Source organism: Streptomyces sp. NBC_00454 (assembly GCF_041434015.1).
Lineage (GTDB): Bacteria > Actinomycetota > Actinomycetes > Streptomycetales > Streptomycetaceae > Streptomyces.
Window position 1 is genome coordinate 4,372,113 of the sequence record NZ_CP107907.1, and the last position, 21,162, is coordinate 4,393,274.

Genomic DNA, 21,162 nt, shown 5'->3' on the forward strand with positions numbered 1-21,162 from the left:
CGAGTGCGGTCGGCGTCGTCCATCTTCGAATTTACCTGCGAAATACCCGGGACCCCGACGGAGGGGTCAGGAGGGCTCCTCCTCCTCGTCCTCATCGGAGTCCGTGAGCACGGGAGAACCGTGGTGCGACCACAGCCGCCAGCCCTCCGATGTGCGTCGGAACACATTCGTGGCGACGACGAGCTGTCCGACGAGCGGGCCCAGTTCTCCGCCGTCCTCGGCGGGTCCGCCGCTGAGGATGTTCTCCGTGCAGGTCACCAGGGCGGTGTCGCCGATGACGGCGACCTTGGTGTCGGTGAGGAAGAACTGGATGTACTCGGTGTGGGACATGATCAGGGCGTAGGAGCGCAGCACCTCGCCGCGGCCCGAGAGCACCGGCCAGCCCGGGTGCACGCAGGAGATCTCGTCTTCGAGCCAGAGCGCCGACAGTGCGTCGAAGTCCCCCTGCTCCATGGCCTCGTAGAAGGCCGTGTTGACCTCTTCGACGGCTTCGATGTCGGTACGGCTCACCTTTCCCCTTCCTCGGTGCTGCGGTGGGTACGCAGTGCCCCTTCCACGGCGCGGGCCACCCGAACCGCGTCGGCGCTCGCCCGTACCTCGTGGACCCGTACGGCCCAGGCGCCCTGGTGGGCGGCGATCGCGGTGACGGCCGCGGTGGCGGCGTCGCGTTCGCGGGCGGGCGGCGGGGAGGCGTCCTCGGCTCCGGCCAGCACCCGGCCGAGGAAACGCTTCCGCGAGGCGGCCACGAGCAGTGGGAAGCCCAGCGCGCGCAGCTCGGCGAGGTGGGCGACCAGGGCCAGGTCGTGCTCGGCGTTCTTGGCGAAGCCCAGGCCGGGGTCGACGAGGATCCGCCCGGGGGCGATCCCGCCGGACACCACGGCGTCGATGCGGGAGCGCAGCTCGTCGGTGACTTCGGCGAGGACGTCCTCGTAGACGGCGAGGCTGTTCATGCCGTCGCTGAAGCCGCGCCAGTGCATGACGACGAACGGCACTTCGGCGGCGGCCACGGCCGGGATCATGCCGGGGTCGGCGAGTCCGCCGCTGACGTCGTTGACCAGGACCGCGCCCGCGGCGACGGCCTGCGCGGCGACGGAGGCGCGCATGGTGTCCACGGAGACGGCGACGCCTTCGGAGGCGAGGCCCCGTACGACGGGGACCACGCGGCGCAGCTCCTCCTCCTCGTCGACGCGGGAGGCGCCGGGGCGGGTGGATTCGCCGCCGACGTCCACGAGGTCGGCGCCCTGGGCGACGAGGTCGAGGCCGCGCTTGACGGCCGCGGTGGTGTCGAACCAGCGGCCGCCGTCGGAGAAGGAGTCGGGGGTGACGTTGACGACGCCCATGACCCCGCAGCGGTCCCATTCCGGCAGGCCTGTGACCCGGCCCCGGCCGGCGCCCGCGTGCTTCGTGTTCATGGGTCCAGGGTATGGCTTGCCTTGGATACCTCGCCCTGGATGGCGCGGGGCCCCCGCAGCCGGGCGGCTGCGGGGGCCCTGGACGCCGTACGGGGCTGCGGAACGGCCCCCGGGGGTGCTCAGGCGGCCCGGACCTTGCGGTCGGCCTGGGCGGGCACCGCGTGGACGTGGTCGTGCGTGCAGGTGCGGACCGGCTTGGGCCGGCGGCGGCTGGCGAACAGGCGGGGCAGGGCCAGGGTCACGAAGCCCTCGGCCTGCATCACGGCGAAGCCGATGCGGGGCAGGTCGCGGCTGTTGCGGTAGACCATGAAGCGTGGCTCCCAGCGGGGGCGGAACTTCTCGTTGAACTTGTACAGCGACTCGATCTGGAACCAGCGCGACAGGAAGACCAGCAGGCCGCGCCACATCCGCAGCACCGGTCCGGCGCCGATCTTCTCGCCGCGGGCCAGGGCCGCGCGGAACATCGCGAAGTTCAGCGAGACCTTCTCGATGCCGAGCGCGGGGGAGGCCTCCAGGGAGGCGACGATCAGCAGCTCGTTCATGCCGGGGTCGGCGGCGCGGTCGCGGCGCATCAGCTCCAGCGACATGCCGTCCTTGCCCCACGGGACGAAGTGCAGGACGGCCTTGAGGTCCTTGTACGGGCTGGTGTCGCCCTCCTCCACGCGGTGCGCGGTGGCGATGAAGCAGTCGCCGTCGCCCTCTTCGCCGACCCGGCCCAGGGCCATCGAGAAGCCGCGCTCGGTGTCGGTGCCGCGCCAGGCCTCGGCCGCGCCGCGGACCTGTTCCAGCTCCTCCTCGGTGAGCTCGCTGACGCGGCGGACCTTGGTGGTGTAGCCGTTGCGCTCGATGCGCTTCACCATCTGGCGGACGTTGCGCATGGGTCGGCCGGCGAGGGAGAAGTCTTTGACGTCGACGATCGCCTCGTCGCCGAGTTCCAGGGCGTCGAGTCCGGTCTCGCGGGTCCAGACCTCGCCGCCGGTCTCGCTGCAGCCGACGACGGCCGGGGTCCAGGAGTGGGCCTTGGCCTCGGCCATGAACCGTTCGATGGCGCCGGGCCAGGCCTCGACGTCGCCGACGGGGTCGCCGGAGGCGAGCATCACCCCGGACACGACGCGGTAGGTGACGGCGGCCTTGCCGCTGGGGGAGAAGACGACGGCCTTGTCGCGGCGGAGCGCGAAGTGGCCCAGCGAGTCGCGGCCGCCGTGGCGGGCCAGCAGCTCGCGGAGCTTGGTCTCGTCGTCGGCGGTGAGCCGGGCGGCGGGGTGCTCGGGGCGGAAGGCCAGGTAGATGGTGGTGACGGCGGTCAGCATGCCGAGGGCGCCCAGCGAGTAGCCGACGGTCCAGGACACCCGGCCGGCGTAGTCGACGGGACCCTCGAAGCCGAAGAGCCCGTAGACGACGTGGCTGATCTGCTCGTAAACACCCGGATTGCCGACGACCTTGCCGGGGTGCGAGTTGACGATGACCAGGCCGAGGCCGATGGACCCGGCGCTCATCAGCACGAAGTTGGCGAGCGCCTTCCAGCGGCTGCGCGGGTCCGGGAGCGCCTTGAATTCACTCTGGTGGCGCAGGAGCAGCGCCAGGAGCACCGCCGCGATGATCACGCCGATGAAGGAGTGGCGGTACGCGAACTGCGCCACGGCCCCGGCGGGCAGCAGCACCACGGAGGCCCGCCAGGCGCGGCGCTTGTGGCGCTTGAGGCCGTGGGCCAGCAGCAGGATGAGTACGCCCGCGCTGATGGACAGGGCCGCGGCGAAGGGGCCGAGGGAGCCCGGCAGTACTTCGGTGACGGCATGGATGCGGCTGTGCCTGAAGCGGGGGAAGACCCCCGCGGCGATGTCGAGCAGGCCGACGACCATGACGGCCGTACCCACCAGACCCGGAACGGTCTCCGGTCGTGGGCCCCGGAAGATTCGGCGGACCCGCTCCGGAACCTGTCCCGACTTATCGCCATCTATCCTGCTAGACATCGCTTCCCGTTGCTCCGCGAGAGATCATGTGGCCGAAGGCCGCGACAGCCTCCGGTGTGTGGTGCGTCCCCTAGGACGACATCGAGGGGGAGCGGGTTCACTCATCCTCGAGAAAAAAACTAGTCCTGCCATAGAAAGTCGACTGACTGCTCATGGGTCTCACCAGTAATACGGTCCTGGCGTTGGCCATCATCGCCGGTGTGCTGCTCTTCGCGGCCACGGTGTGGTTCTGGCCGAAGCTCTCGGGCCGCTCCTGGCGCTCGGTCCTCGGCCGGATCGGCCTCCTGCTGGCGACCCAGCTGGCGCTGTTCTCGGCGGTGGGCCTCGCCGCCAACAAGTCCTTCCTGTTCTACGGGTCCTGGGCCGACCTCTTCGGCCAGGAGACCTCGATCGGCAAGGTCGTCGACCGCGGCATGAGCAGCGCCGACATCAAGGTCGTCGACAAGCAGAAGCTGGACGTCCCCGGCGGCGCCAAGCCGCAGGTCGCCGGACAGATCCTCAAAGTGGCCATAACGGGCCAGAAGTCGAAGATAACGAGCCCCGGGTACGTGTGGCTGCCGCCGGAGTACTTCCAGCCGCAGCACAAGGACCAGAACTTCCCGGCCTCCATCGTCCTCACGGGTTACCCGGGAACGGCCGAAAACCTGATCAAAGGGCTGAACTACCCGATGACGGCCTTCAAGGAGGCCAAGGCGGGCAAGATGAAGCCGATGATCCTGGTCATGCTCCGCCCGACGGTGGCGCCCCCGCGCGACACCGAGTGCGTGGACATCCCGGACGGCCCGCAGACGGAGACCTTCTTCGCGCAGGACCTCCCGCAGGCCATCAAGGACACCTTCCGGGTCGGCAAGAAGCCGCAGAACATGGGCTTCATCGGGAACTCCACCGGCGGCTACTGCGCCCTGAAGATCGCCGCGCACTACCCGGAGACCTTCGGCGCCGCCGCGGGTCTGTCCGCGTACTACGACGCCGCGGACGACGCGACGACCGGCGACCTGTTCCACGGGGACGCGAAGCTGAAGGCGCGCGCGAACGTCCTGGAGTCGATCAAGGCGAAGAAGCCGACCGGCACGTCCTTCCTCGTCACCAGCAGCGAGAAGGGCGAGCCGAACCTGGGAGACACCAGGAAGTTCGTCAAGCTGGTCAAGTCCCCGGACCGGGTCTCGTCGATCATCCTCGACAGCGGCGGCCACAACTTCAACACGTGGCGCCGCGAGATCCCGCCGATGCTGGTGTGGATGAGCAACCGCATCGAGGCCTGACCTTCTGCTGTCAGGCCTCCCGCGGGTCGGCTCCTGTCAGGCCTCCTGCAGGTCGGCCCGGCGCAGCGCCCGGTGGACCCCCTCCGGGGTGAGTACGCCGATCAGCGCGCCCGAGTCCGGATCCGTGACCCCGATCCGGCCCGAGTCCTCCTGGAGCAGCAGCGCGAGCGCCTCGCGCAGCGTCGCCCCCAGCGCCACTCCGGCGGTGGGGGCTTTCGCGTCGGGGCCGGCGGCGGCACCGGCGGGGCTCAGGTCGGCTGCGGCCACCTGGGTGACGGAGAGCCGCTTGAGCCCACGGTCGGCGCCGACGAACCCGGCCACGTACTCCGTCGCCGGAGCGGCCAGTACCTCCGCCGGGCGGGCGAACTGCTCGATGGTGCCCGCTCCGTAGACCGCGATGCGGTCCCCGAGCCGGATCGCCTCCTCCAGATCGTGCGTGACCAGCAGGATCGTCTTGCGCACCGTCTTCTGCAGGGTCAGGAACTCGTTCTGGAGCCGTTCGCGCACCACCGGGTCCACCGCGCCGAACGGCTCGTCCATCAGCAGCACCGGCGGATCCGCGGCGAGCGCGCGGGCCACGCCGACGCGCTGGCGCTGCCCGCCGGACAGCTGCTCCGGGTAGCGGCCCCCGTAGACGGCCGGATCCAGTCCGACCAGTTCGAGCAGCTCGCCCGCCCGCGCGCGGGCCTTGGCCTTGGGAGTGCCGATCAGCTGCGGCACGGTGGCCGTGTTCTCCAGCACCGTCTTGTGCGGGAACAGCCCGACCTGCTGGATGACGTACCCGATGCGGCGGCGCAGTTCGACCGGATCGGCGGCCGCGATGTCCTCGCCGTTCAGCAGGATCCGGCCGGAGGTCGGCTCGATGAGGCGGTTGACCATTTTCATCGTGGTCGTCTTGCCGCAGCCGGACGGGCCCACCAGGGTGACCAGTTCCCCCTCCGCGACCTCGAAGGACAGGTCCGCGACGGCCGTGGTCCCGTCGGGGTAGCGCTTGGTCACTTGCTCGAATCGGATCACATCGCCATCCTTCCCTACCCGCCCGGCCTGTTTGTAAAGGGCGTGTTGCCTGAGTGCGAAGGTTTCCGGCCATTGACGGTGGTGGGGGTTATGGTCGCTCCTACGTACGTTCGGTGACCGGGGGTGAAGAGCGCATGGCCGGGCAGAGCTGCCTGGTGGCGAACGACTGGATCTGCTGGGAGTACGTCACGTCCCGGTCCCAGGAGCTCACCGACGCCACCCTCGAACACGTCTGGATCACGGGCGTGTCGGTGCTGATCGGCCTGGCCGTGTCCGTCCCGCTCGCCCTGCTGGCCCGCCGCGGCCGCCACTGGGCGGCCCCCGTCCTGGGCATCACCACCCTGCTCTACACGATCCCCTCGCTCGCCATGTTCTCCCTGCTGCTGCCGGTGTTCGGCCTCTCGGCGGCCCTCGTGGTGACCGGCCTGGTCCTGTACTCGCTGACCATCCTGGTCCGCAACGTGCTGGCCGGCCTGGAAGCCGTCCCCGAGGAGGTACGGGAAGCCGCGCGCGGGATGGGGTACGGGCCCGGCCGGCTGCTGTGGCAGGTCGAACTGCCGCTGGCGCTGCCCGCCCTGCTCGCCGGTGTCCGGATCGCCACCGTCTCCACGGTCGCGCTGACCACGGTCGGCTCCATCGTGGGCAAGGGCGGCCTCGGCAACCTCATCGCCCCCGCCGTGAACAGCTCCTTCAAGGCCCAGGTGCTCACCGCCTCGGTGCTGTGCGTGCTGCTCGCGCTGGTCGCCGACCTGGCTCTGCTCGGCGCCCAGCGGCTGCTCACGCCCTGGACGCGGGCGGCCCGCGTGAACGGGGAAGGCTGATGGGAGTGCTGGGACAGGCCTGGGACTGGCTGGCGGACGGCGCCAACTGGGCCGGGGAGAGCGGGGTCTGGCACCGGCTCGGCGAGCACGTGTACGTCAGCGGCATCGCCCTGGCCCTGGCCTGCGCGGTGGCCCTCCCGACCGGGCTGTGGCTCGGCCACCTCGGCAAGGGCGGCGGCCTCGCCGTCAACGTCTCCAACATCGGCCGGGCCGTCCCGGTCTTCGCGGTGCTGGCGCTGTTCATGGTCTCCCCGCTGCGCAACGCCGGGTACGTGCCCACCATCGCCGCGCTGGTCCTCTTCGCGATCCCGCCGCTGCTGACCAACGCCTACGTGGGCATGCGCGAGGTCGACCGCTCGGTCGTGGAGGCCGCGCGGGGCATGGGCATGTCCGGCGGCCAGCTCTTCTGGCGGGTGGAACTGCCGCTCGCGCGCCCCCTGGTGATGACGGGACTGCGCTCGGGCGCCGTCCAGGTCATCGCCACGGCCACCATCGCCGCGATGGTCGGCCAGGGCGGCCTCGGCCGGATCATCACCGCCGGCTTCAACACGTACAACACCCCTCAGGTCGTCGCGGGCGCCCTGCTGGTCGCGGCGCTGGCCCTGCTGGTGGAGGGCGCGCTGGTCGCGGCGGACCGGCTGCTGCCGGGCGCGGCCGCCCGCTGACCTTTCCCCGGTTCTTCGAAGGAGTAGACACATGAGCAAGTCCACGCGCGTCCTCGGCGCGGCCCTGGGGGCCGTGGCCCTGACCGTCTCGCTCGCCGCGTGCGGCGGTGACAGCCTGGAGAAGTCCAAGGACGGCGGTTCCTCCGCGCCGGCCTCGGCCGAGGCCGGCAAGGGCGGCAAGCTGGTGATCGGCGCGGCCGGTTTCACCGAGTCCAACGTCCTGGCCGAGCTGTACGCGCAGGTCCTCAAGGACGCCGGTTACTCGACCTCCATCACGACGGTCAACAACCGCGAGCTGTACGAGCCCTCGCTGGAGAAGGGCGAGATCGACGTGGTCCCGGAGTACGCGGCCACCCTCGCCGAGTTCCTCAACGCCAAGGTGAACGGCGCGAAGGCGCCCACCGACAAGCCGGTCGCGTCGAGCGACGTGGCGGCCACGGTGGCGGCCCTGGACAAGCTGGCGGCCCCGCTGGGCCTCAAGGCGCTGCCGGCCGGATCGGCGGTCGACCAGAACGCTTTCGCGGTGAGCAAGGAATTCGCGCAGAAGAACAATCTCAAGACCCTTTCCGACCTCGGCAAGTCCGGTCTCAAGGTGAAGATCGCGGCGGGCGACGAATGCGCCGTGCGGCCGTTCTGCGCACCCGGCCTGAAGAAGACATACGGAATCGATGTTTCCGGTATTGACCCGAAGGGCGTCGGAACCCCGCAGGCGAAGCAGGCGGTCAAGGACGGCGCGGACCAACTGGTCCTCACCACCACCACGGACGCCACGCTCGACAGCTTCGGCCTGGTCCTGCTGGAGGACGACAAGAAGCTCCAGAACGCCGACAACGTCCTGCCGGTCGTCAATGCCAAGGACGCCGGCGCCCCGGAGATCGCGGCCGCCCTCGACAAGATCACCAAGGCCCTGACCACCGCCGACCTCGTCGAGTTGAACCGCAAGGTCGACGCCGAACGCGCCAAGCCGGCGGATGTCGCGAAGGCCTACCTGGAGTCCAAGGGACTGGCGAAGAAGTAGGAGTTGGGCTTTTGGTGCGGAAAGTCGAGCGGGGCAACGGGTAACTGCTCGGAAACAGATTGCCGGGCGGCTACCCAACACCCTGTCCACGCCCTGTAAATTTCAGGCCATGCCCCGTGGACGCCACCGCAATCCCGAACCTCTTCACCGGCTGCTCACGCCGACGACCGTGGCCGGTGTGTCCGCCGCCGGCGCGGGCGCGGCCTGGCTGCTCGCGGAACCGATGGCCCTGCGGCTGCTCGTCGTGTTCACCGCGGCCGCCGGGGTCGCCGGAGCCGTCGTCATGCGGTCCTGGGACCGCGCGGCCGGGCGGCGGGTCGCGGAGCTCGGGCGCGAGCGGGTCAAGGACGAGTGGCGCACCGAGGAGCGGATAGCCGAGCTCGAATCCGACCTCGAAGAGGCGCGGGTGCTGCGCGGCAAGCTCGACGCCAAGCTGCGGGCCAAGCGGGTCGAACTCGCGGGCCTGCGCGGCGAGCACGCCGCGCTGCTGCGCCGGTACGCCACCGCCGAGACCGAGCGGGCGAGCGCCCTGGAGCGCCGCCGGCTGCTGGCCATCGAGGCCGCCGCCGCACCGGCCCCCGCGGCGCCCAAGGCACTTCCTCCCGTCTCCGAGGAGCGCACCTCGGCGGGCGCGCCCACCGCGCTCGGCTTCGCCCGCGCCAACGCCGCGCTGGCGGCGCTGAGCCGCAACACGCAAAAGCCGACGCCGACGCAGCCGCCGACCTCGGCGCGCGAGCTCCCCGCGGGCTCCGCCGCGCCCGCTCCCGCGCCGGAGGCGCACGCCCGGCCCGTGGCCGCCGGTCCGGCGGCCGCCGTCCCCGCGCGGCGCCTCGCGGCCGCGGTGGCCCCGTACGCCCAGCAGCGCCGCTCCGCCTCGCGCGTCGAGGGCGGCTTCGACTTCTTCGGCACCAAGACCGCGGCGCAGGCCCGCGCGGTCATCGAGTCCGTCCAGAACGAGGACCTGGCCGACGTGGTCGGCGCGGAGGTCCTCGCGGTGCACAAGGCGGAGTCCGCGCAGGGCGGCGCGGAGCCGGAGTTCAAGGCGGCCACCGCCGAGCACCGCGCCGTGGGCCAGGTCATCGACCTGACGGCCCACGACGAGACGGAGCCGATCGACGTGGCGCAGCTGCGGACCGCGATCTCCTAGGGCCGCGCCACCAGCCTTCTCTCCCGGCTTCTCTTCCGGATCTCGCCGGACCGTTCAGCGCAGGCTGTCGAACCAGCGGACCGCCTGCGGGGCGGAGCGGACGGCCGTGACCACGTGGGTGGCGTCGGTTCCCTGGTCCACGACGGTCGCCCGGACCCCGTGCCGGGCCAGGTCGGCCGCGCAGGCGCGGGCGTTGGCGATCGGGACGTCCGTGTCGTCCGCACCCGTGTAGAGGCGCACCGGGACGGCGGGCTTCCAGTCGCAGCTGCCGTCGTTCGCCGTCAGGGCCGTACGGAAGGCTCCGCGCGGATCGCGGAGGTTCGCGGCCCACTGCGGGGTGAGCAGCTCGTCGGGCGTGGCCGGGAGCCCCGCGACGATCTCCTCCTCCGTGTGGTTCCCGTCGAACAGGTTTTCCACAGTCTGTGCATACGGTGCGCGGAACACCTCGGCCGGGTCCTTGTAGAGCGGGTGCAGGCGGTTCTGCGCGGTCAGGAAGTACGAGAGGTAGAAGACGGCCGTCCGCGGTTCGACGCGGCCGTCGACGATCCCGGGAATCTCCGAGCCCGACAGGTCGTACGGACCGGCCATGGGCGCGAGCGCGCGCAGCCGGAAGCCGTCGCGGCCCTTGGACAGCTCGCGGCCCAGCGCCATGGCGACCTGGCCGCCCTGGGAGAAGCCGGTCGCGTACACGTCCCGGGTGACGGGCCGGCCGAGCCGGTCGGCGGCGCTGCGGGTGGCCTTGAGCATGTCCACGGACGCGGTGACAGCGGACGCGGTGTCCATGTACGGGTGGCTGCCGGGTCCGCCGCCGAGGCCGAGGTAGTCGGGGGCGGAGACGGCCCGGCCGGAGCCGGCGTGCAGGTACGGGGTGAGCCGGTTGTCCCCGGGGCCGGCGGAGGGCGCCGAGGCGCGGTAGGCGGTCGTGCCGTGCGTGTCGGAGACCAGGTCGAGGCGGGCGGGCCCGCGCTGCGGGAGGACCAGCAGCCCGGTGGCGGTGGTGGGCCGGCCGCGGGGGTCGACGGTGGCGTAGGTGAGCCGGTGGGCGGTGATGCCGTAGCGGACGGTGGACCCGTCGATGCCGAGCTCGGAGAGCCGGGAGACGACCTCGGCGCGGGTCAGGGTTTCCAGCGGGGTGACGGAGACGAGGCGGCCGCGATCGCGCTGCGCGGAGTCGGCACCGGCGTCGGCGTGGGTGCCGGTGGAGGTGTCGATGCGGGTGCCGACGGCGGCGTAGGCCGGGGCGGCGAGGCCGCCGAGGACGGCGGTGAGGGCCACGGCCGCGGCGCTGCGGCGCAGCCACTGGCGGCGGTTCTTCTGCGGCGTGCTCTCTTGCTGCGTGTTCGTCGTCTTGATCGGCATGCCCCGAAGCTACGGCCGCCCCGGCGCCCCCGACATCCGGCCGCCCCCACTCCCGCTACGGGGGCCAACCCCCGTACGCGGCAGCCCCGTCGGGCCGCCGCCTCACTGCGGCGGCCAGTCCCCGATGCCGACGGGCTGGATCAGCCAGCCGAAGTCGCCGAGGCCGCCGCGGGCGGTGAGTTCCGCCGCCTCGCCCGCCGCCGACAGGGCGCGTACGTAGGCCGCCGGGTCCGTGGAGGCCAGGGCCAGCGCGGGGCGCGACCCCGAGACGCCCAGGGCCCTCAGGGCCTCGCGCTGCGTCAGCAGGGCCGCGCCCGGGCCCGCGCAGGCATCCAGTGCCACATGGGCCGTGACGTCGCAGCTGCCGTCCGGGACCGGCGGGACCTCCCGGCCGGCCCGGAATCCGGTGAGCGTGCCGTACGGGGGCCGGGTGTCCCGGGTGTGGGCGTAGTCCACCGCCACCGCGAGTCCCCGCTCCACGGTCGCGACGGCTGCCGCCCAGGCCTCGTCACGCGGCCTGCCGATCTCGGCCGGGCCCGCGCCGGGCCACCACCGCTCCAGCCAGGCCCGGTCCCGCCCGTCCACAGGGCCGCCCTCGCTCTGCGTACCGTCCCGCGCGACCTCCACGTAACGCCCGTTCTCGGCGAGGTCCAGGGGTACGTTGTCGAGCCATTCATTGGCGAAGAGCAGGCCCCTGGTGCCCCCGGGCGGCTCCTGGACCCACCGGATCCGCGGGTCGAGCCCCTGCGGCCGGCCCGCGCGCTCCACCCCGTACGGGCGCACCCGCGCGGCCGTCTCCGGCGGCAGCGCCGCGAGCACCCCGGACAGGAGCTCGCCCCGGCCGGCCCCTACGTCGACCAGGTCCAGCTCCTCCGGAAGGCCGAGCTGCTCGTCCACCCAGAGCAGGAGCCGGGCCACGGCCCGCGCGTAGAGCGGCGAGGCGTGCACGGAGGTGCGGAAATGCCCGGCGGGGCCGGGGCCGCCGGGGCGTACGTAGAACCCGTCCGGCCCGTACAGCGCGCGCTCCATCGCCGTCCGCCAGCGGACCGGCCGCAGTGCCGGATCGATCGGATCCCTGGCTTCACCCTGAGTGCTCATCGCAGAAAGGTTATGGTCGCCTCCACCTCCGGTAGTACTCACCCGGGATGCGGATCGCCCCTGTGGTTGACTCCAGCACCTATCGGCTTTCCCTACTCTGGGTTACGTGCAGCGCCTCTACGACTTCCTCCGCAGACACCCGACGGGCGTCGACAGCTTCTGGGCTGTCCTCCTCTTCGGGTTCTCGATGGCTGCCGTGGCGTCGTCGCAGAGCGGCCCCGGAAGCCACAACCTGATCGTGGTCCCGTGCGTGGTCGCCCTGTGCACCGCCGTGGCGCTGCGCCGCAAGCACACCGTGCCGATGTTCTGGCTCGCGGTCGCCGCGGGCCTCTACCAGCTGGCCGTCGGAGGCGAGGTCAACGCCTACGACTTCGCGATGCTGGTGATCCTCTTCACGGTCGCCGCCGCCGACGTACCGCGCTGGCTCTCGCGCACCGCCCTCGGCTGGGGGCTCCTCGCCTCACCCCTGTACTTCCTGCGCTTCGGCGTGGACAAGGGGGAGTCGGGCACCGCCGAGATCTTCTTCGTCCTGTTCATGGCGATCCCCTTCGCCCTCGCCTGGGTGATGGGCGACTCGCTGCGGACCCGCCGCGCCTATTACGCCCAGCTCGTCGAGCGCAACCAGCGCCTGGAGAACGAGCGCGCGGCCCAGGCCAAGGTGGCCGTGGCCGCCGAACGCGCCCGGATCGCCCGCGAGCTGCACGACGTCGTCGCGCACAACGTGTCGGTGATGGTGGTCCAGGCCGACGGCGCCGCCTACGTGATGGACGTGGCCCCGGACCAGGCCAAGGAGGCCCTCCAGACCATCTCCGCCACCGGCCGCCTCGCGCTCGCCGAAATGCGCCGGCTGCTCGGCGTCCTGCGCACCGGCGAGCCGCAGGAGTCCGAGGACTACGTGCCGCAGCCCGACGTCGAGCAGATCGAGGTGCTGGTCGAGCAGGTGCGGGCGGCCGGGCTCGCGGTGGACTTCGAGGTCGAGGGAGCCCCGCGCAAACTGCCCAGCGGGGTCGAGCTGACGGCGTACCGCATCGTGCAGGAGGCGCTGACGAACACGCGCAAGCACGGCGGCCCCGAGGCCAGGGCCAGCGTGCGGCTCGTCTACTTCGACGACGGGCTCGGCCTGCTCGTCGAGGACGACGGCCGGGGCGCGGCCCACGAGCTGTACGAGGACGGCGGTGCGGACGGTGCCGGACACGGACTCATCGGTATGCGCGAACGCATCGGTATGGTCGGAGGCACCCTGGACGCGGGCCCTCGGCCCGGTGGCGGTTTCCGGATCAGTGCCCTGCTCCCGCTCAAGAAAAGGTGATCATGTCCTACCCCTCCAGCCCCTCCATCCGCGTGATGCTGGTCGACGACCAGGTGCTGCTGCGCACCGGCTTCCGGATGGTGCTCGCCGCACAGCCCGACATGGAGGTCGTCGCGGAGGCGGGCGACGGCCTGGAGGCGCTGGAAGTGCTGCGGGCCACCAAGGTGGACGTGGTGCTGATGGACGTCCGCATGCCCCGGCTCGACGGGGTCGAGGCCACGCGCCGCATCTGTGAGCCCGAGGAGCACCCCAAGGTCATCATCCTGACCACCTTCGACCTCGACGAGTACGCGTTCTCGGGTCTCAAGGCGGGCGCGAGCGGGTTCATGCTCAAGGACGTCCCGCCGGGCGAGCTGCTGGCCGCGATCCGCTCGGTGCACAGCGGGGACGCGGTCGTGGCCCCGTCCACGACGCGCCGGCTGCTGGACCGCTTCGCGCCGATGCTGCCGTCGACCTCCTCGGAGCCGAAGAACAAGGAGGTCGAGCGGCTGACGGAGCGCGAGCGCGAGGTCATGCTGCTGGTGGCCCAGGGCCTGTCGAACGGTGAGATCGCCGCCCGGCTCGTCCTGTCGGAGGCCACGGTGAAGACCCACGTGGGCCGCATCCTGACCAAGCTGAGCCTGCGCGACCGCGTCCAGGTCGTGGTCCTGGCATACGAGACGGGCCTGGTCCGCGCGGGCGGCGGCGGGTCCTTGTAGCCGAGGACCACCTCCTACGTCCTCCTACCTCCTTCTATGTCATCCAGCGGTCCGGCCGTGCCGAGGCCCTGGAGGTACGGGAGCGGGCGGCCTGGGCGTGGAGCAGCCCGGCGGCCTCGGCCGCCGGGCGCAGGCGGGCCGTGACGGTCCCGTTCGCGCCGGTGTCCACGTGTACGTCGGCCACGCCGCAGGCCCGCTCCCACGGGCCCTGGGAGTAGCGCACGCTCTGCACCTTGGCGTGCGGGACGATCTCCGTACGCCGGCACAGGCGGCCCTTGCGGGTCGCGAACACGTCCTCGGAGACGGCCAGCCCGTACCCCTTCCACCAGACCGGCACCACCCAGCGGGATCCTCGCCGGGGCGACGGGGCGAAGACCAGTCCGGCCAGGTCCACGCCGGGCAGCACGCGGGCGACGACGGCGTGGGCGGCGGCCCGGGTGGCCACCGGGACCAGGACGTCGTTGTGCGAGCCGGCCACTGACAGTTCCACCCGGACCCAGCCGCGGCGCCGCCACAGCAGCGGCTCGACGATCCGTACGCTCTGCACGCGCCCCGGCGGCACCGTCTCGTGGGCCCGGTCCAGCAGCCCGTGGTCCAGGCGCAGTCCGTCCGGGGACTCGGCGACGGTCCAGTCGTACTCGGTGAGGAAGCGGCCCGCGCTGCCCGACCAGACCGCGCCCAGCATCGGCAGCAGGGCGGCGGCCGCGGCCCAGGGGTTCGAGCTGAGCCACCACACCGCCACCGGAGCGGTGAGCCCGCCGATTATTGCCGCCCAGGCGGAGAGGGTGAGCAGCATCGACACCGCGAGGTCCTGCGGGGTCACGCGCAGCAGTTCCCGCTCGGGGGCCTCGCCCAGGGCCACGGCCTCGGCCGGGGTGAAGCCGGCCGCCCGGGCCAGCAGCTCGGCGCGCAGCCGGCCGGCGTCGTCCTCGCTCAGGAAGGCCAGCTCGTCCTTGGCGTCGGTGCCGATGACGTCGAGCCGGAGCTTGGCCACGCCGGCCACGCGGGCCAGCAGCGGGCGGGTGACGTCGATCGCCTGGATCCGGTCGAGGCGGATGTGCGCGGTCCGGCGGAAGAGGAGCCCGCTGCGGATGCGCAGTTCGGTGTCGGTGACGGCGTAGTGCGTGAACCACCAGCTGAGGAACCCGTACAGGCCGAAGACGAGGACCAGCGAGATCAGGGCGACGGCCCGCAGGAGGAGGGAGAGGGCGGTGACCCACTCGGCGATGTTCTCGCCCTGCTGGACGGCGACGCCGAGGATCGCGGCGATCGGTACCCAGGCGCGGCGCAGCGGCGTGAGGAAGTGCAGCCGCCGCTCGACGGGCGGCGCCCCTTGTGCTCCGGACTCCGAGATCTCGGAGGTCTCCGAGGTCACAGGCCCGCCGACCTTGCCTCGCCGAGCTCGGTCAGCCGGTCGCGCAGCCGCTCGGCCTCCTCGGGCGCCAGGCCCGGGATCTTCGCGTCGGTCGCCGCGGCGGCCGTGTGCAGCTGGAGGGAGGCCAGTTTGAAGCGCCGCTCCAGCGGTCCCGAGGTCACCTCGACCAGCTGCATCCGCCCGTAGGGGACCACGGTCTCGGCGTGCCACATCACGCCCCGGGTGATCAGCAGGTCGTCGGCGCGTTCGGCGTAGCGCCAGGAGAGCCAGTTCCGGCCGAGCAGCCACCAGCCCCAGGCCAGCACCAGCAGCCAGAATCCGCCGACCGCCGCCCACATCGGACCGACCACCAGCCCCAGCACCAGGGCCGTCACCAGGGTGAAGAGCCCCATCCACCACACCAGCAGCAGCCGCCGCAGGGTGAGCAGCCCGCCCGGCAGCCCCACCCACTCGGGTCGGCTCGTCTCACCCGTTGTCCCCGTTTCCATTCCCCCAGCCTATGGCTGAGACAATGCCGCCATGACGGAGACCACGGTCGGCATCGGCGGAGCTGCGGAGAGCACCGACATGGTGCTCAACATCGGCCCCCAGCACCCTTCCACGCATGGCGTGCTGCGCCTGCGGCTCGTCCTGGACGGCGAGCGCATCGTCAGCGCCGAGCCGGTGGTCGGCTATATGCACCGCGGCGCCGAGAAGCTCTTCGAGGCCCGCGACTACCGGCAGATCGTGATGCTCGCGAACCGCCACGACTGGCTGTCCGCGTTCTCCAACGAGCTGGGCGTGGTCATGGCCGTCGAGCGGATGCTCGGCATGGAGGTCCCCGAGCGGGCCGTGTGGATGCGGACCCTGCTCGCCGAGCTGAACCGGGTGCTCAACCACCTGATGTTCCTCGGCTCGTACCCCCTGGAGCTGGGCGGGATCACCCCGATCTTCCACGCGTTCCGCGAGCGCGAGGAGCTCCAGGCCGTCATGGAGGAGATCTCCGGCGGCCGCATGCACTACATGTTCAACCGGGTCGGCGGCCTCAAGGAGGACCTCCCGGCCGGCTGGCTCGGCCGTGCCCGCGAGGCCATCGCCGATGTGCGCACCCGCATGAACATCTACGACGACCTGGTCCGCGGCAACGAGATCTTCCGCGGCCGCACGCGCGGCGTCGGCATCCTCTCCGCCGAGGCGGTGCACGCGTACGGGGTCTCCGGCCCGATCGCCCGCGCCTCCGGCGTCGACTTCGACCTGCGCCGCGACGAGCCGTACCTCGCCTACGGGGAGCTCCAGGACGTCCTCAAGGTCGTCACCCGCACCGAGGGCGACTGCCTGGCCCGCTTCGAGGTCCTGCTGGAGCAGACCCACAACGCGCTCGACCTGGCGGTCGCCTGCCTGGACCGGATGGCCGACCTGGCGCCCGGCCCGATCAACCAGCGCCTGCCCAAGGTGCTGAAGGCGCCCGAGGGCGAGACGTACGCGTGGACCGAGAACCCGCTCGGGATCAACGGCTACTACCTGGTCTCGAAGGGCGAGAAGACCCCGTACCGGCTCAAGCTGCGCTCGGCCTCGTACAACAACATCCAGGCCCTGGCCGTACTGCTGCCCGGGCAGCTGGTCGCGGACATGGTCTCGATCCTGGGCTCGCTGTTCTTCGTGGTCGGCGACATCGACAAGTGACAGGGCCGAGGTCCTAGGCTGGCGCCATGACCTCAGGCATGAGCGCCGGCATATCCGACGACGCGTTCGCGTCCTACCTGCGCCGGCTCGGCATCGCCGGACCGCTCGGCGCGCCGTCCGCCGAGGGGCTCTTCGCCCTCCAGCGGGCGCACCTGGAGCGCGTCCCGTACGAGAACGTCGACATCCAGCTCGGCCGGTCCGTCGGCATCGACCCGGACCTGTCGGTACGCCGCTTCGCCGCCGGGCGCGGCGGGTACTGCTTCCACCTCAACGGGGCCTTCGCGACGCTCCTCGACCACCTCGGCTACGAGGTCACGCGGCACCTCGGCGGGGTGGTCACGGAGCCGGACGCGGAAGCGGGGGAGGGGTCCGGGGAGGCGTCCGGGGCGGAGGCCGTCGAGCCCGCGCCCGAGCCCGAGGCCGAGCCCGCGCCCGACGCCGACGTCCGGCGCGTGAGCGGCAACCACCTCGCGCTCACCGTCCGTGTCGACGGCGAGGAGTACTTCGTGGACGCCGGGCTGGGCGACGGCCCGTACGAGCCGCTGCCGCTGCGCGAAGGCCCGTACCGGCAGGGCGGGTTCGGCTACTCCCTGGAGCGGCTGGACACGGTGGGCTGGACCTACCGCAACCCGGGCAGTTCCGCCGCCGTCGTCGACTTCCTCTCCGCGCCCGCGAAGACGGCCGACTTCGAGGCCGAGCACCTGCGGCTGTCGACCTCCGAGGACTCCGGCTTCGTACGGGCCTTCGCGGCCCTGCGGCGCGACGCGGACGGCATCGACGTGCTGCGCGGCAGGGTACTGAGCCGGATCGACCCGGTGGAGGGGACCACGGAACGGGTGCTGGAGGGGCCGGAGGAGTTCTACGCCGTGCTGGAGGGCGTCTTCGGGCGGGAGCTCGACGATCTGACCCCCGTCGACCGGGTCGCACTGTGGACGCGGGTGGACGCCGCCCACGAGGCCTGGCTGGAGACCCGCCGCGGCTAGGCCGTCTCTTTCGGATCTTGCCGGGTCCGCGCCGCCCGGTGCCGCACCTGACCGAGAAGATCCGAAAGTGACGACCTCAGGGCAGACTTGGGGGCATGTCCCACTCACCGCGCAGAGCCTGCCCCACCTGCGGTCGCGACTGCGCCGTCACCGCAGGGCGGATCGCCCGCCACGACCCGCCGTCCGGGCGGGCCCGCGGCGACCTGGTGTCCTGTCCCGGCTCCCGCGCCCGGGTGATGCTCGGCGCCTCGGCCCCGACGCTGGACGGGTTCGCCCTGTCCCCGCACCCGGGCCAGCTCCCGCTGTTCTAGTGCCGCACCGGCGCCCGCGTCAGGCACATTGCCTGACGCGGGCGCCGGTCACACCTACCGCTACCGGCGGCGGCGGTTACTCCGTCACGTCGTGGTCGTGGCCCGGACGCAGGCCGCCGTTCTCGCCGGAACCGGTGGTCGGCTTCGAGACGACCGGCTGCGTCAGCGGCGCGAGGTCGAAGGCGTAGTGGCCGACCGCGTTCGCGATCACGTCGACGTTGATGTCGAGCGACTTCTGGTTGATGTTCGCGATCGTGTCGCCCTTGCCGTGGTAGTTCACGTCGTACGCGACGCCCGCCTGGCCGCCGAACTTCGCCGCCTGGGCGGCCGTCTTGATGCCCTCCGCGCCCGTGTCGGTGCCGCCGGAGGGGATCCCGGCGTCGATGAACGGGCCGTAGTCCGAGCGCCCGGTGAAGTCGGAGCCCTCGTGGGGGATGCCGCGGCCGTCGAGGAAGTCGGTGATGCCCTTCTCCAGCTGCGCGGAGCCCTCGGGGCCGGGGCCCGAGCCGACCTTGTCCGAGTCGTCGCCGTCGTAGACGAAGTACGCGGCGTTGGGCGAGGCGATCATGTCGAAGTTGAGGTAGAGCTTGATCTGCTTCTTCTGCGCGTCCGTCAGACCGCCGACGTACGCCTCGGAGCCGAGCAGGCCGAACTCCTCCGCCGACCACCAGGCGAACTTGACCTTGTTCTTGATCTTCGTCTGGCTGCTCGCGAGGTGCTGCGCGACCTGGAGGATGCCGGCCGAGCCCGAGCCGTTGTCGTTGATGCCCGGACCCGCCGCGACGGAGTCGAGGTGCGCCCCGAGGAAGACGGTGTTGTTCTCGTCGCCGCCCCGGGTCTCCGCGATGACGTTGAAGGTCTTGCGGTTCTCCCGGAACTCCCGGATGTCGAGGGTGACCTGGACCGGACCGGCCGTGGCCTCGGCGGCGAGCTTCTCGCCCTCCTCCTGGGTGACGCCACCGGTCGGGATCCTGCCCGCGTCCGGGCCGCCTATGGTGCCGTTGAGGGCGCCCGCCGTGTTGTTGTAGATGATCGCGCCGACCGCGCCGGCGGCCGCCGCGTTCTGCTGCTTGGCCGCGAAGGTGCAGCCGCCGCGCTTGATCAGGGCGACCTTGCCGGTGAAGGCGCCCGCGGCGAAGTCGCCGGGCTCGCAGCCGTTCGTGCCGTCCGCGTCGACGGGGGCGACGGCGACCTGGGCCGTCACGCCGTTCTCCGGGCCGCTGGCGGTGTACGTCATCAGCTTGACCGGGATGTCGCGGCCGCCGGCGCCGTTGACCTTCAGGGTCTCGGCGATCGTCTGGACGAAGACGAAGTCGAACTCGTTCCTGGTGACCTTGTACCCGTACGCCCTCATTACGGCCTCGACGTACTGGGCCGACTGCTCGTGGCCCTTGGAGCCCGCCACGCGGGTGCCCTTGTTGTGGTCGGCGATGGCCTGCAGGACCTGCAGGTGGGTGTAGGCGCCCTTGCCGGTCGAGTCCTTGACCAGCTTCCTGGCCAGCGCCTCGCCCCTGGCGGCATCGCTCTGGGGGCTGCCGGTGGCGCCGGCCGGCCCGGCGAGGAGCAGAGGGGAGACGAGGGCCGCGGCGGCCAGGGCGGCGGTGGCTGCGGCTATACGGCGTGCGGGCATGCAGAGTCCTTCCACGGCGGGTGCAGATGAGGCGCGATACGTGGGGGAGCAGGAGCGGTGGACGCACGTTAAACGTCAAACAGCTGGTAAAGCCAGGGTTTTCGCTGATTCCGGTTTGTGAAATCCGTATATCGGTGTGTCCGGGCCGCCGGAAACCGGCCAACGCCCGCTGTTCGTACGGCCGTCGCCGAGCCGGTGCCGGCTAGCGCAGAATGCCCTCGATGAAATCGGAGCCGATCCGCGCGACCGCCGAAAGGTCCAACTGGTGCTGGACGTAGCGGCCCTGACGGCGCGTCTTGAGCAGTCCGGCCTTCTTCATCACCGCCAGATGGCGCGACACCTCCGGCGCGGTGATCCCGCACGCGGCCGCGAGCTCGCCCGTCGTGTACGGGGCCCGCGCCAGGCTGCGGCACAGCATCATCCGCATCGGATGGGCCAGGGCCTCCATGCGCCGCTGCAGCAGCTCCACCGACCCCGGGGAGGAGGCCAGTTCGGGAGAGCCGATCGGGTAGTGGACGACCGGACGCCAGCCGGGGGCGTGCAGCACCAGAAGGTGAGGCCAGCCGAAGTTCGTGGGCACGAACAGCAGGCCCTCGCCTATTCGGGGATCGGTGGCGGTCGTGGAGCCCTGCATCATCTTGTCCGCCGTGACGGTGGTCATCCCCTCGTCGACGCTCAGCGCCGAGGAGACCTCCTTGAGCACGGCCGGCAGCCCCTTGCGGCGCAGCAGCTCCGTCTTGTGGCGGACGTCCGCGCTCTGCCGGGGCTCGATCCGCCGCCAGGTCTCCGCGAAGAAGGCCTCGTCGCAGTCCTCCATCAGCCGCCGCAGCCACACCCGGACCGAGGCGGTGTCGTCGAGCATCCGCACGACGAAGTCCAGCTGGCGGCCTCCGCGCGCGGAGGCCGCCTCCAACACCTTCGTCCGGGTGGCCGGATCCGAGAGCGGCGACGGTCCACCGCCGTTGTAGTGCAGCCCCACCCGGCAGTGCTCCAGGGCGCCCGTCACGAACCGCTCGTCGTCCAGCCGGTCGAGTACGTCCAGCTCGGCGGCGAGCGTGGCGCCGGGCCGGCCGGAGCCTCCCGGGATCCCCGCGTACGGCATGAAGATGTCGGCGAAGGAGCTGCGCCACATGAAATCGCCCTCCAGCAGCCGGTCCGCGATGTCCGGGTCGAGGGAGGCGGTGGTGGTGGCGCTCCAGGAGGCGAGCCCGGGGTGGTGGCCGGGCTGGGAGAGCGCGTGCAACGTCATGCAGAGCTCCGCGAGCGGGGACGCCGCGAAACCGATCCGCTCGGCGGGGAGCCCGGTGATGTCGATGGTCACGCTCATCGCATCATCATGCCGGGGTGCGGGCCGCGCGATGGACAGGCCACGCGGCCTTCGCCCGCACGGCCGACACCCGGGCGGCGCGGGCCCGGCAAGATCCG

General features: G+C 71.8%; 20 protein-coding genes. 10 read left to right on the forward strand and 10 right to left on the reverse strand.

All coding sequences use genetic code 11. From position 1 onward, the window contains the following. Positions 1-66: 66 nt before the first annotated feature. The 3 genes from OHU74_RS20290 to OHU74_RS20300 all read right to left on the reverse strand — a co-directional run bounded on the left by OHU74_RS20290 (position 67) and on the right by OHU74_RS20300 (position 3,382). A complete protein-coding gene (locus tag OHU74_RS20290) occupies positions 67-510 on the reverse strand; it encodes a nuclear transport factor 2 family protein (RefSeq protein WP_371617230.1) in 444 nt (147 codons plus the stop codon). Next, positions 507-1,412, reverse strand: coding sequence for a dihydropteroate synthase (gene folP, locus OHU74_RS20295; protein ID WP_371617231.1), 906 nt, complete (start codon positions 1,410-1,412; stop codon positions 507-509). Before folP ends, OHU74_RS20290 begins: the two co-directional genes overlap by 4 nt. Before the next feature lie 119 nt (positions 1,413-1,531). Continuing rightward, complete coding sequence (locus OHU74_RS20300; protein ID WP_371617232.1) at positions 1,532-3,382, reverse strand: phosphatidylglycerol lysyltransferase domain-containing protein; 1,851 nt, start codon at positions 3,380-3,382, stop codon at positions 1,532-1,534. 152 nt (positions 3,383-3,534) lie between these two features. On the opposite strand from OHU74_RS20300, the gene OHU74_RS20305 reads away from it, so the two are divergent. Beyond that, positions 3,535-4,644, forward strand: coding sequence for an alpha/beta hydrolase (locus OHU74_RS20305; protein ID WP_371617233.1), 1,110 nt, complete (start codon positions 3,535-3,537; stop codon positions 4,642-4,644). A 36-nt stretch (positions 4,645-4,680) separates the two neighbouring features. Here the strand turns inward: OHU74_RS20305 and OHU74_RS20310 are convergent, their stop codons facing one another. Beyond that, the gene (locus tag OHU74_RS20310; protein WP_371617234.1) at positions 4,681-5,661 is read right to left on the reverse strand and encodes an ABC transporter ATP-binding protein; all 981 of its coding nucleotides are present in this window, start codon (positions 5,659-5,661) and stop codon (positions 4,681-4,683) included. A gap of 134 nt (positions 5,662-5,795) precedes the next feature. Between OHU74_RS20310 and OHU74_RS20315 the strand changes: the two genes are divergently transcribed. The 4 genes from OHU74_RS20315 to OHU74_RS20330 all read left to right on the forward strand — a co-directional run bounded on the left by OHU74_RS20315 (position 5,796) and on the right by OHU74_RS20330 (position 9,312). Next, positions 5,796-6,482, forward strand: coding sequence for an ABC transporter permease (locus tag OHU74_RS20315; RefSeq protein ID WP_371619742.1), 687 nt, complete (start codon positions 5,796-5,798; stop codon positions 6,480-6,482). Further along, complete coding sequence (locus OHU74_RS20320; protein WP_371617235.1) at positions 6,482-7,147, forward strand: ABC transporter permease; 666 nt, start codon at positions 6,482-6,484, stop codon at positions 7,145-7,147. Before OHU74_RS20315 ends, OHU74_RS20320 begins: the two co-directional genes overlap by 1 nt. A gap of 31 nt (positions 7,148-7,178) precedes the next feature. Beyond that, positions 7,179-8,165 carry a glycine betaine ABC transporter substrate-binding protein gene (locus OHU74_RS20325; RefSeq protein ID WP_371617236.1) on the forward strand — a complete coding sequence of 329 codons (987 nt, stop codon included), beginning with the start codon at positions 7,179-7,181 and terminating at the stop codon, positions 8,163-8,165. Positions 8,166-8,274: 109 nt separating this feature from the next. Then, positions 8,275-9,312: a hypothetical protein gene (locus OHU74_RS20330; RefSeq protein WP_371617237.1), complete on the forward strand. Its 1,038-nt coding sequence runs from the start codon at positions 8,275-8,277 to the stop codon at positions 9,310-9,312. 54 nt (positions 9,313-9,366) lie between these two features. On the opposite strand, the gene OHU74_RS20335 is transcribed toward OHU74_RS20330, so the two are convergent. Both OHU74_RS20335 and OHU74_RS20340 read right to left on the reverse strand, forming a co-directional pair. Beyond that, entirely contained in the window at positions 9,367-10,671 is a 1,305-nt protein-coding gene (locus tag OHU74_RS20335) for a lipase family protein (RefSeq protein WP_371617238.1), read from the reverse strand. Positions 10,672-10,773: 102 nt separating this feature from the next. Further along, positions 10,774-11,769, reverse strand: coding sequence for an SAM-dependent methyltransferase (locus tag OHU74_RS20340; protein WP_371617239.1), 996 nt, complete (start codon positions 11,767-11,769; stop codon positions 10,774-10,776). A 106-nt stretch (positions 11,770-11,875) separates the two neighbouring features. On the opposite strand from OHU74_RS20340, the gene OHU74_RS20345 reads away from it, so the two are divergent. Both OHU74_RS20345 and OHU74_RS20350 read left to right on the forward strand, forming a co-directional pair. Then, a complete protein-coding gene (locus OHU74_RS20345) occupies positions 11,876-13,078 on the forward strand; it encodes a sensor histidine kinase (protein WP_371617240.1) in 1,203 nt (400 codons plus the stop codon). A 2-nt stretch (positions 13,079-13,080) separates the two neighbouring features. Further along, on the forward strand, positions 13,081-13,776 hold the full coding sequence (locus OHU74_RS20350) for a response regulator transcription factor (RefSeq protein WP_330297866.1): 696 nt from the start codon (positions 13,081-13,083) through the stop codon (positions 13,774-13,776). A gap of 34 nt (positions 13,777-13,810) precedes the next feature. Here OHU74_RS20350 and OHU74_RS20355 read toward each other — a convergent pair whose 3' ends face one another. Both OHU74_RS20355 and OHU74_RS20360 read right to left on the reverse strand, forming a co-directional pair. Further along, positions 13,811-15,151, reverse strand: coding sequence for a PH domain-containing protein (locus OHU74_RS20355; RefSeq protein ID WP_371617241.1), 1,341 nt, complete (start codon positions 15,149-15,151; stop codon positions 13,811-13,813). After that, positions 15,148-15,639, reverse strand: coding sequence for a PH domain-containing protein (locus OHU74_RS20360; RefSeq protein ID WP_371617242.1), 492 nt, complete (start codon positions 15,637-15,639; stop codon positions 15,148-15,150). Before OHU74_RS20360 ends, OHU74_RS20355 begins: the two co-directional genes overlap by 4 nt. Positions 15,640-15,670: 31 nt before the next feature. On the opposite strand from OHU74_RS20360, the gene OHU74_RS20365 reads away from it, so the two are divergent. The 3 genes from OHU74_RS20365 to OHU74_RS20375 all read left to right on the forward strand — a co-directional run bounded on the left by OHU74_RS20365 (position 15,671) and on the right by OHU74_RS20375 (position 18,107). Further along, entirely contained in the window at positions 15,671-16,813 is a 1,143-nt protein-coding gene (locus tag OHU74_RS20365) for an NADH-quinone oxidoreductase subunit D (RefSeq protein ID WP_371617243.1), read from the forward strand. A 26-nt stretch (positions 16,814-16,839) separates the two neighbouring features. Continuing rightward, entirely contained in the window at positions 16,840-17,796 is a 957-nt protein-coding gene (locus tag OHU74_RS20370) for an arylamine N-acetyltransferase (protein WP_371617244.1), read from the forward strand. 95 nt (positions 17,797-17,891) lie between these two features. Further along, entirely contained in the window at positions 17,892-18,107 is a 216-nt protein-coding gene (locus OHU74_RS20375; RefSeq protein WP_371617245.1) for a hypothetical protein, read from the forward strand. Between the two features lie 76 nt (positions 18,108-18,183). Here the strand turns inward: OHU74_RS20375 and OHU74_RS20380 are convergent, their stop codons facing one another. After that, positions 18,184-19,737 (reverse strand): M28 family metallopeptidase, encoded by a 1,554-nt coding sequence (locus OHU74_RS20380; protein ID WP_371617246.1) that lies wholly within the window; start codon positions 19,735-19,737, stop codon positions 18,184-18,186. 202 nt (positions 19,738-19,939) lie between these two features. Next, positions 19,940-21,064: a DUF5937 family protein gene (locus tag OHU74_RS20385; RefSeq protein ID WP_371617247.1), complete on the reverse strand. Its 1,125-nt coding sequence runs from the start codon at positions 21,062-21,064 to the stop codon at positions 19,940-19,942. Positions 21,065-21,162: the final 98 nt, after the last annotated feature.

What these genes read in the sequence shown, in the direction of transcription:
- OHU74_RS20370 (WP_371617244.1), top strand. Translation starts at nt 16,840, where the DNA reads ATGACCTCAGGCATGAGCGCCGGCATATCCGACGACGCGTTCGCGTCC.
- OHU74_RS20365 (WP_371617243.1), top strand. Translation starts at nt 15,671, where the DNA reads ATGACGGAGACCACGGTCGGCATCGGCGGAGCTGCGGAGAGCACCGAC.
- OHU74_RS20350 (WP_330297866.1), top strand. Translation starts at nt 13,081, where the DNA reads ATGTCCTACCCCTCCAGCCCCTCCATCCGCGTGATGCTGGTCGACGAC.
- OHU74_RS20320 (WP_371617235.1), top strand. Translation starts at nt 6,482, where the DNA reads ATGGGAGTGCTGGGACAGGCCTGGGACTGGCTGGCGGACGGCGCCAAC.
- OHU74_RS20330 (WP_371617237.1), top strand. Translation starts at nt 8,275, where the DNA reads ATGCCCCGTGGACGCCACCGCAATCCCGAACCTCTTCACCGGCTGCTC.
- OHU74_RS20335 (WP_371617238.1), bottom strand. Translation starts at nt 10,671, where the DNA reads ATGCCGATCAAGACGACGAACACGCAGCAAGAGAGCACGCCGCAGAAG.
- OHU74_RS20325 (WP_371617236.1), top strand. Translation starts at nt 7,179, where the DNA reads ATGAGCAAGTCCACGCGCGTCCTCGGCGCGGCCCTGGGGGCCGTGGCC.
- OHU74_RS20340 (WP_371617239.1), bottom strand. Translation starts at nt 11,769, where the DNA reads ATGAGCACTCAGGGTGAAGCCAGGGATCCGATCGATCCGGCACTGCGG.
- OHU74_RS20305 (WP_371617233.1), top strand. Translation starts at nt 3,535, where the DNA reads ATGGGTCTCACCAGTAATACGGTCCTGGCGTTGGCCATCATCGCCGGT.
- OHU74_RS20360 (WP_371617242.1), bottom strand. Translation starts at nt 15,639, where the DNA reads ATGGAAACGGGGACAACGGGTGAGACGAGCCGACCCGAGTGGGTGGGG.
- OHU74_RS20380 (WP_371617246.1), bottom strand. Translation starts at nt 19,737, where the DNA reads ATGCCCGCACGCCGTATAGCCGCAGCCACCGCCGCCCTGGCCGCCGCG.
- OHU74_RS20385 (WP_371617247.1), bottom strand. Translation starts at nt 21,064, where the DNA reads ATGAGCGTGACCATCGACATCACCGGGCTCCCCGCCGAGCGGATCGGT.
- OHU74_RS20315 (WP_371619742.1), top strand. Translation starts at nt 5,796, where the DNA reads ATGGCCGGGCAGAGCTGCCTGGTGGCGAACGACTGGATCTGCTGGGAG.
- OHU74_RS20300 (WP_371617232.1), bottom strand. Translation starts at nt 3,382, where the DNA reads ATGTCTAGCAGGATAGATGGCGATAAGTCGGGACAGGTTCCGGAGCGG.
- OHU74_RS20375 (WP_371617245.1), top strand. Translation starts at nt 17,892, where the DNA reads ATGTCCCACTCACCGCGCAGAGCCTGCCCCACCTGCGGTCGCGACTGC.
- folP (WP_371617231.1), bottom strand. Translation starts at nt 1,412, where the DNA reads ATGAACACGAAGCACGCGGGCGCCGGCCGGGGCCGGGTCACAGGCCTG.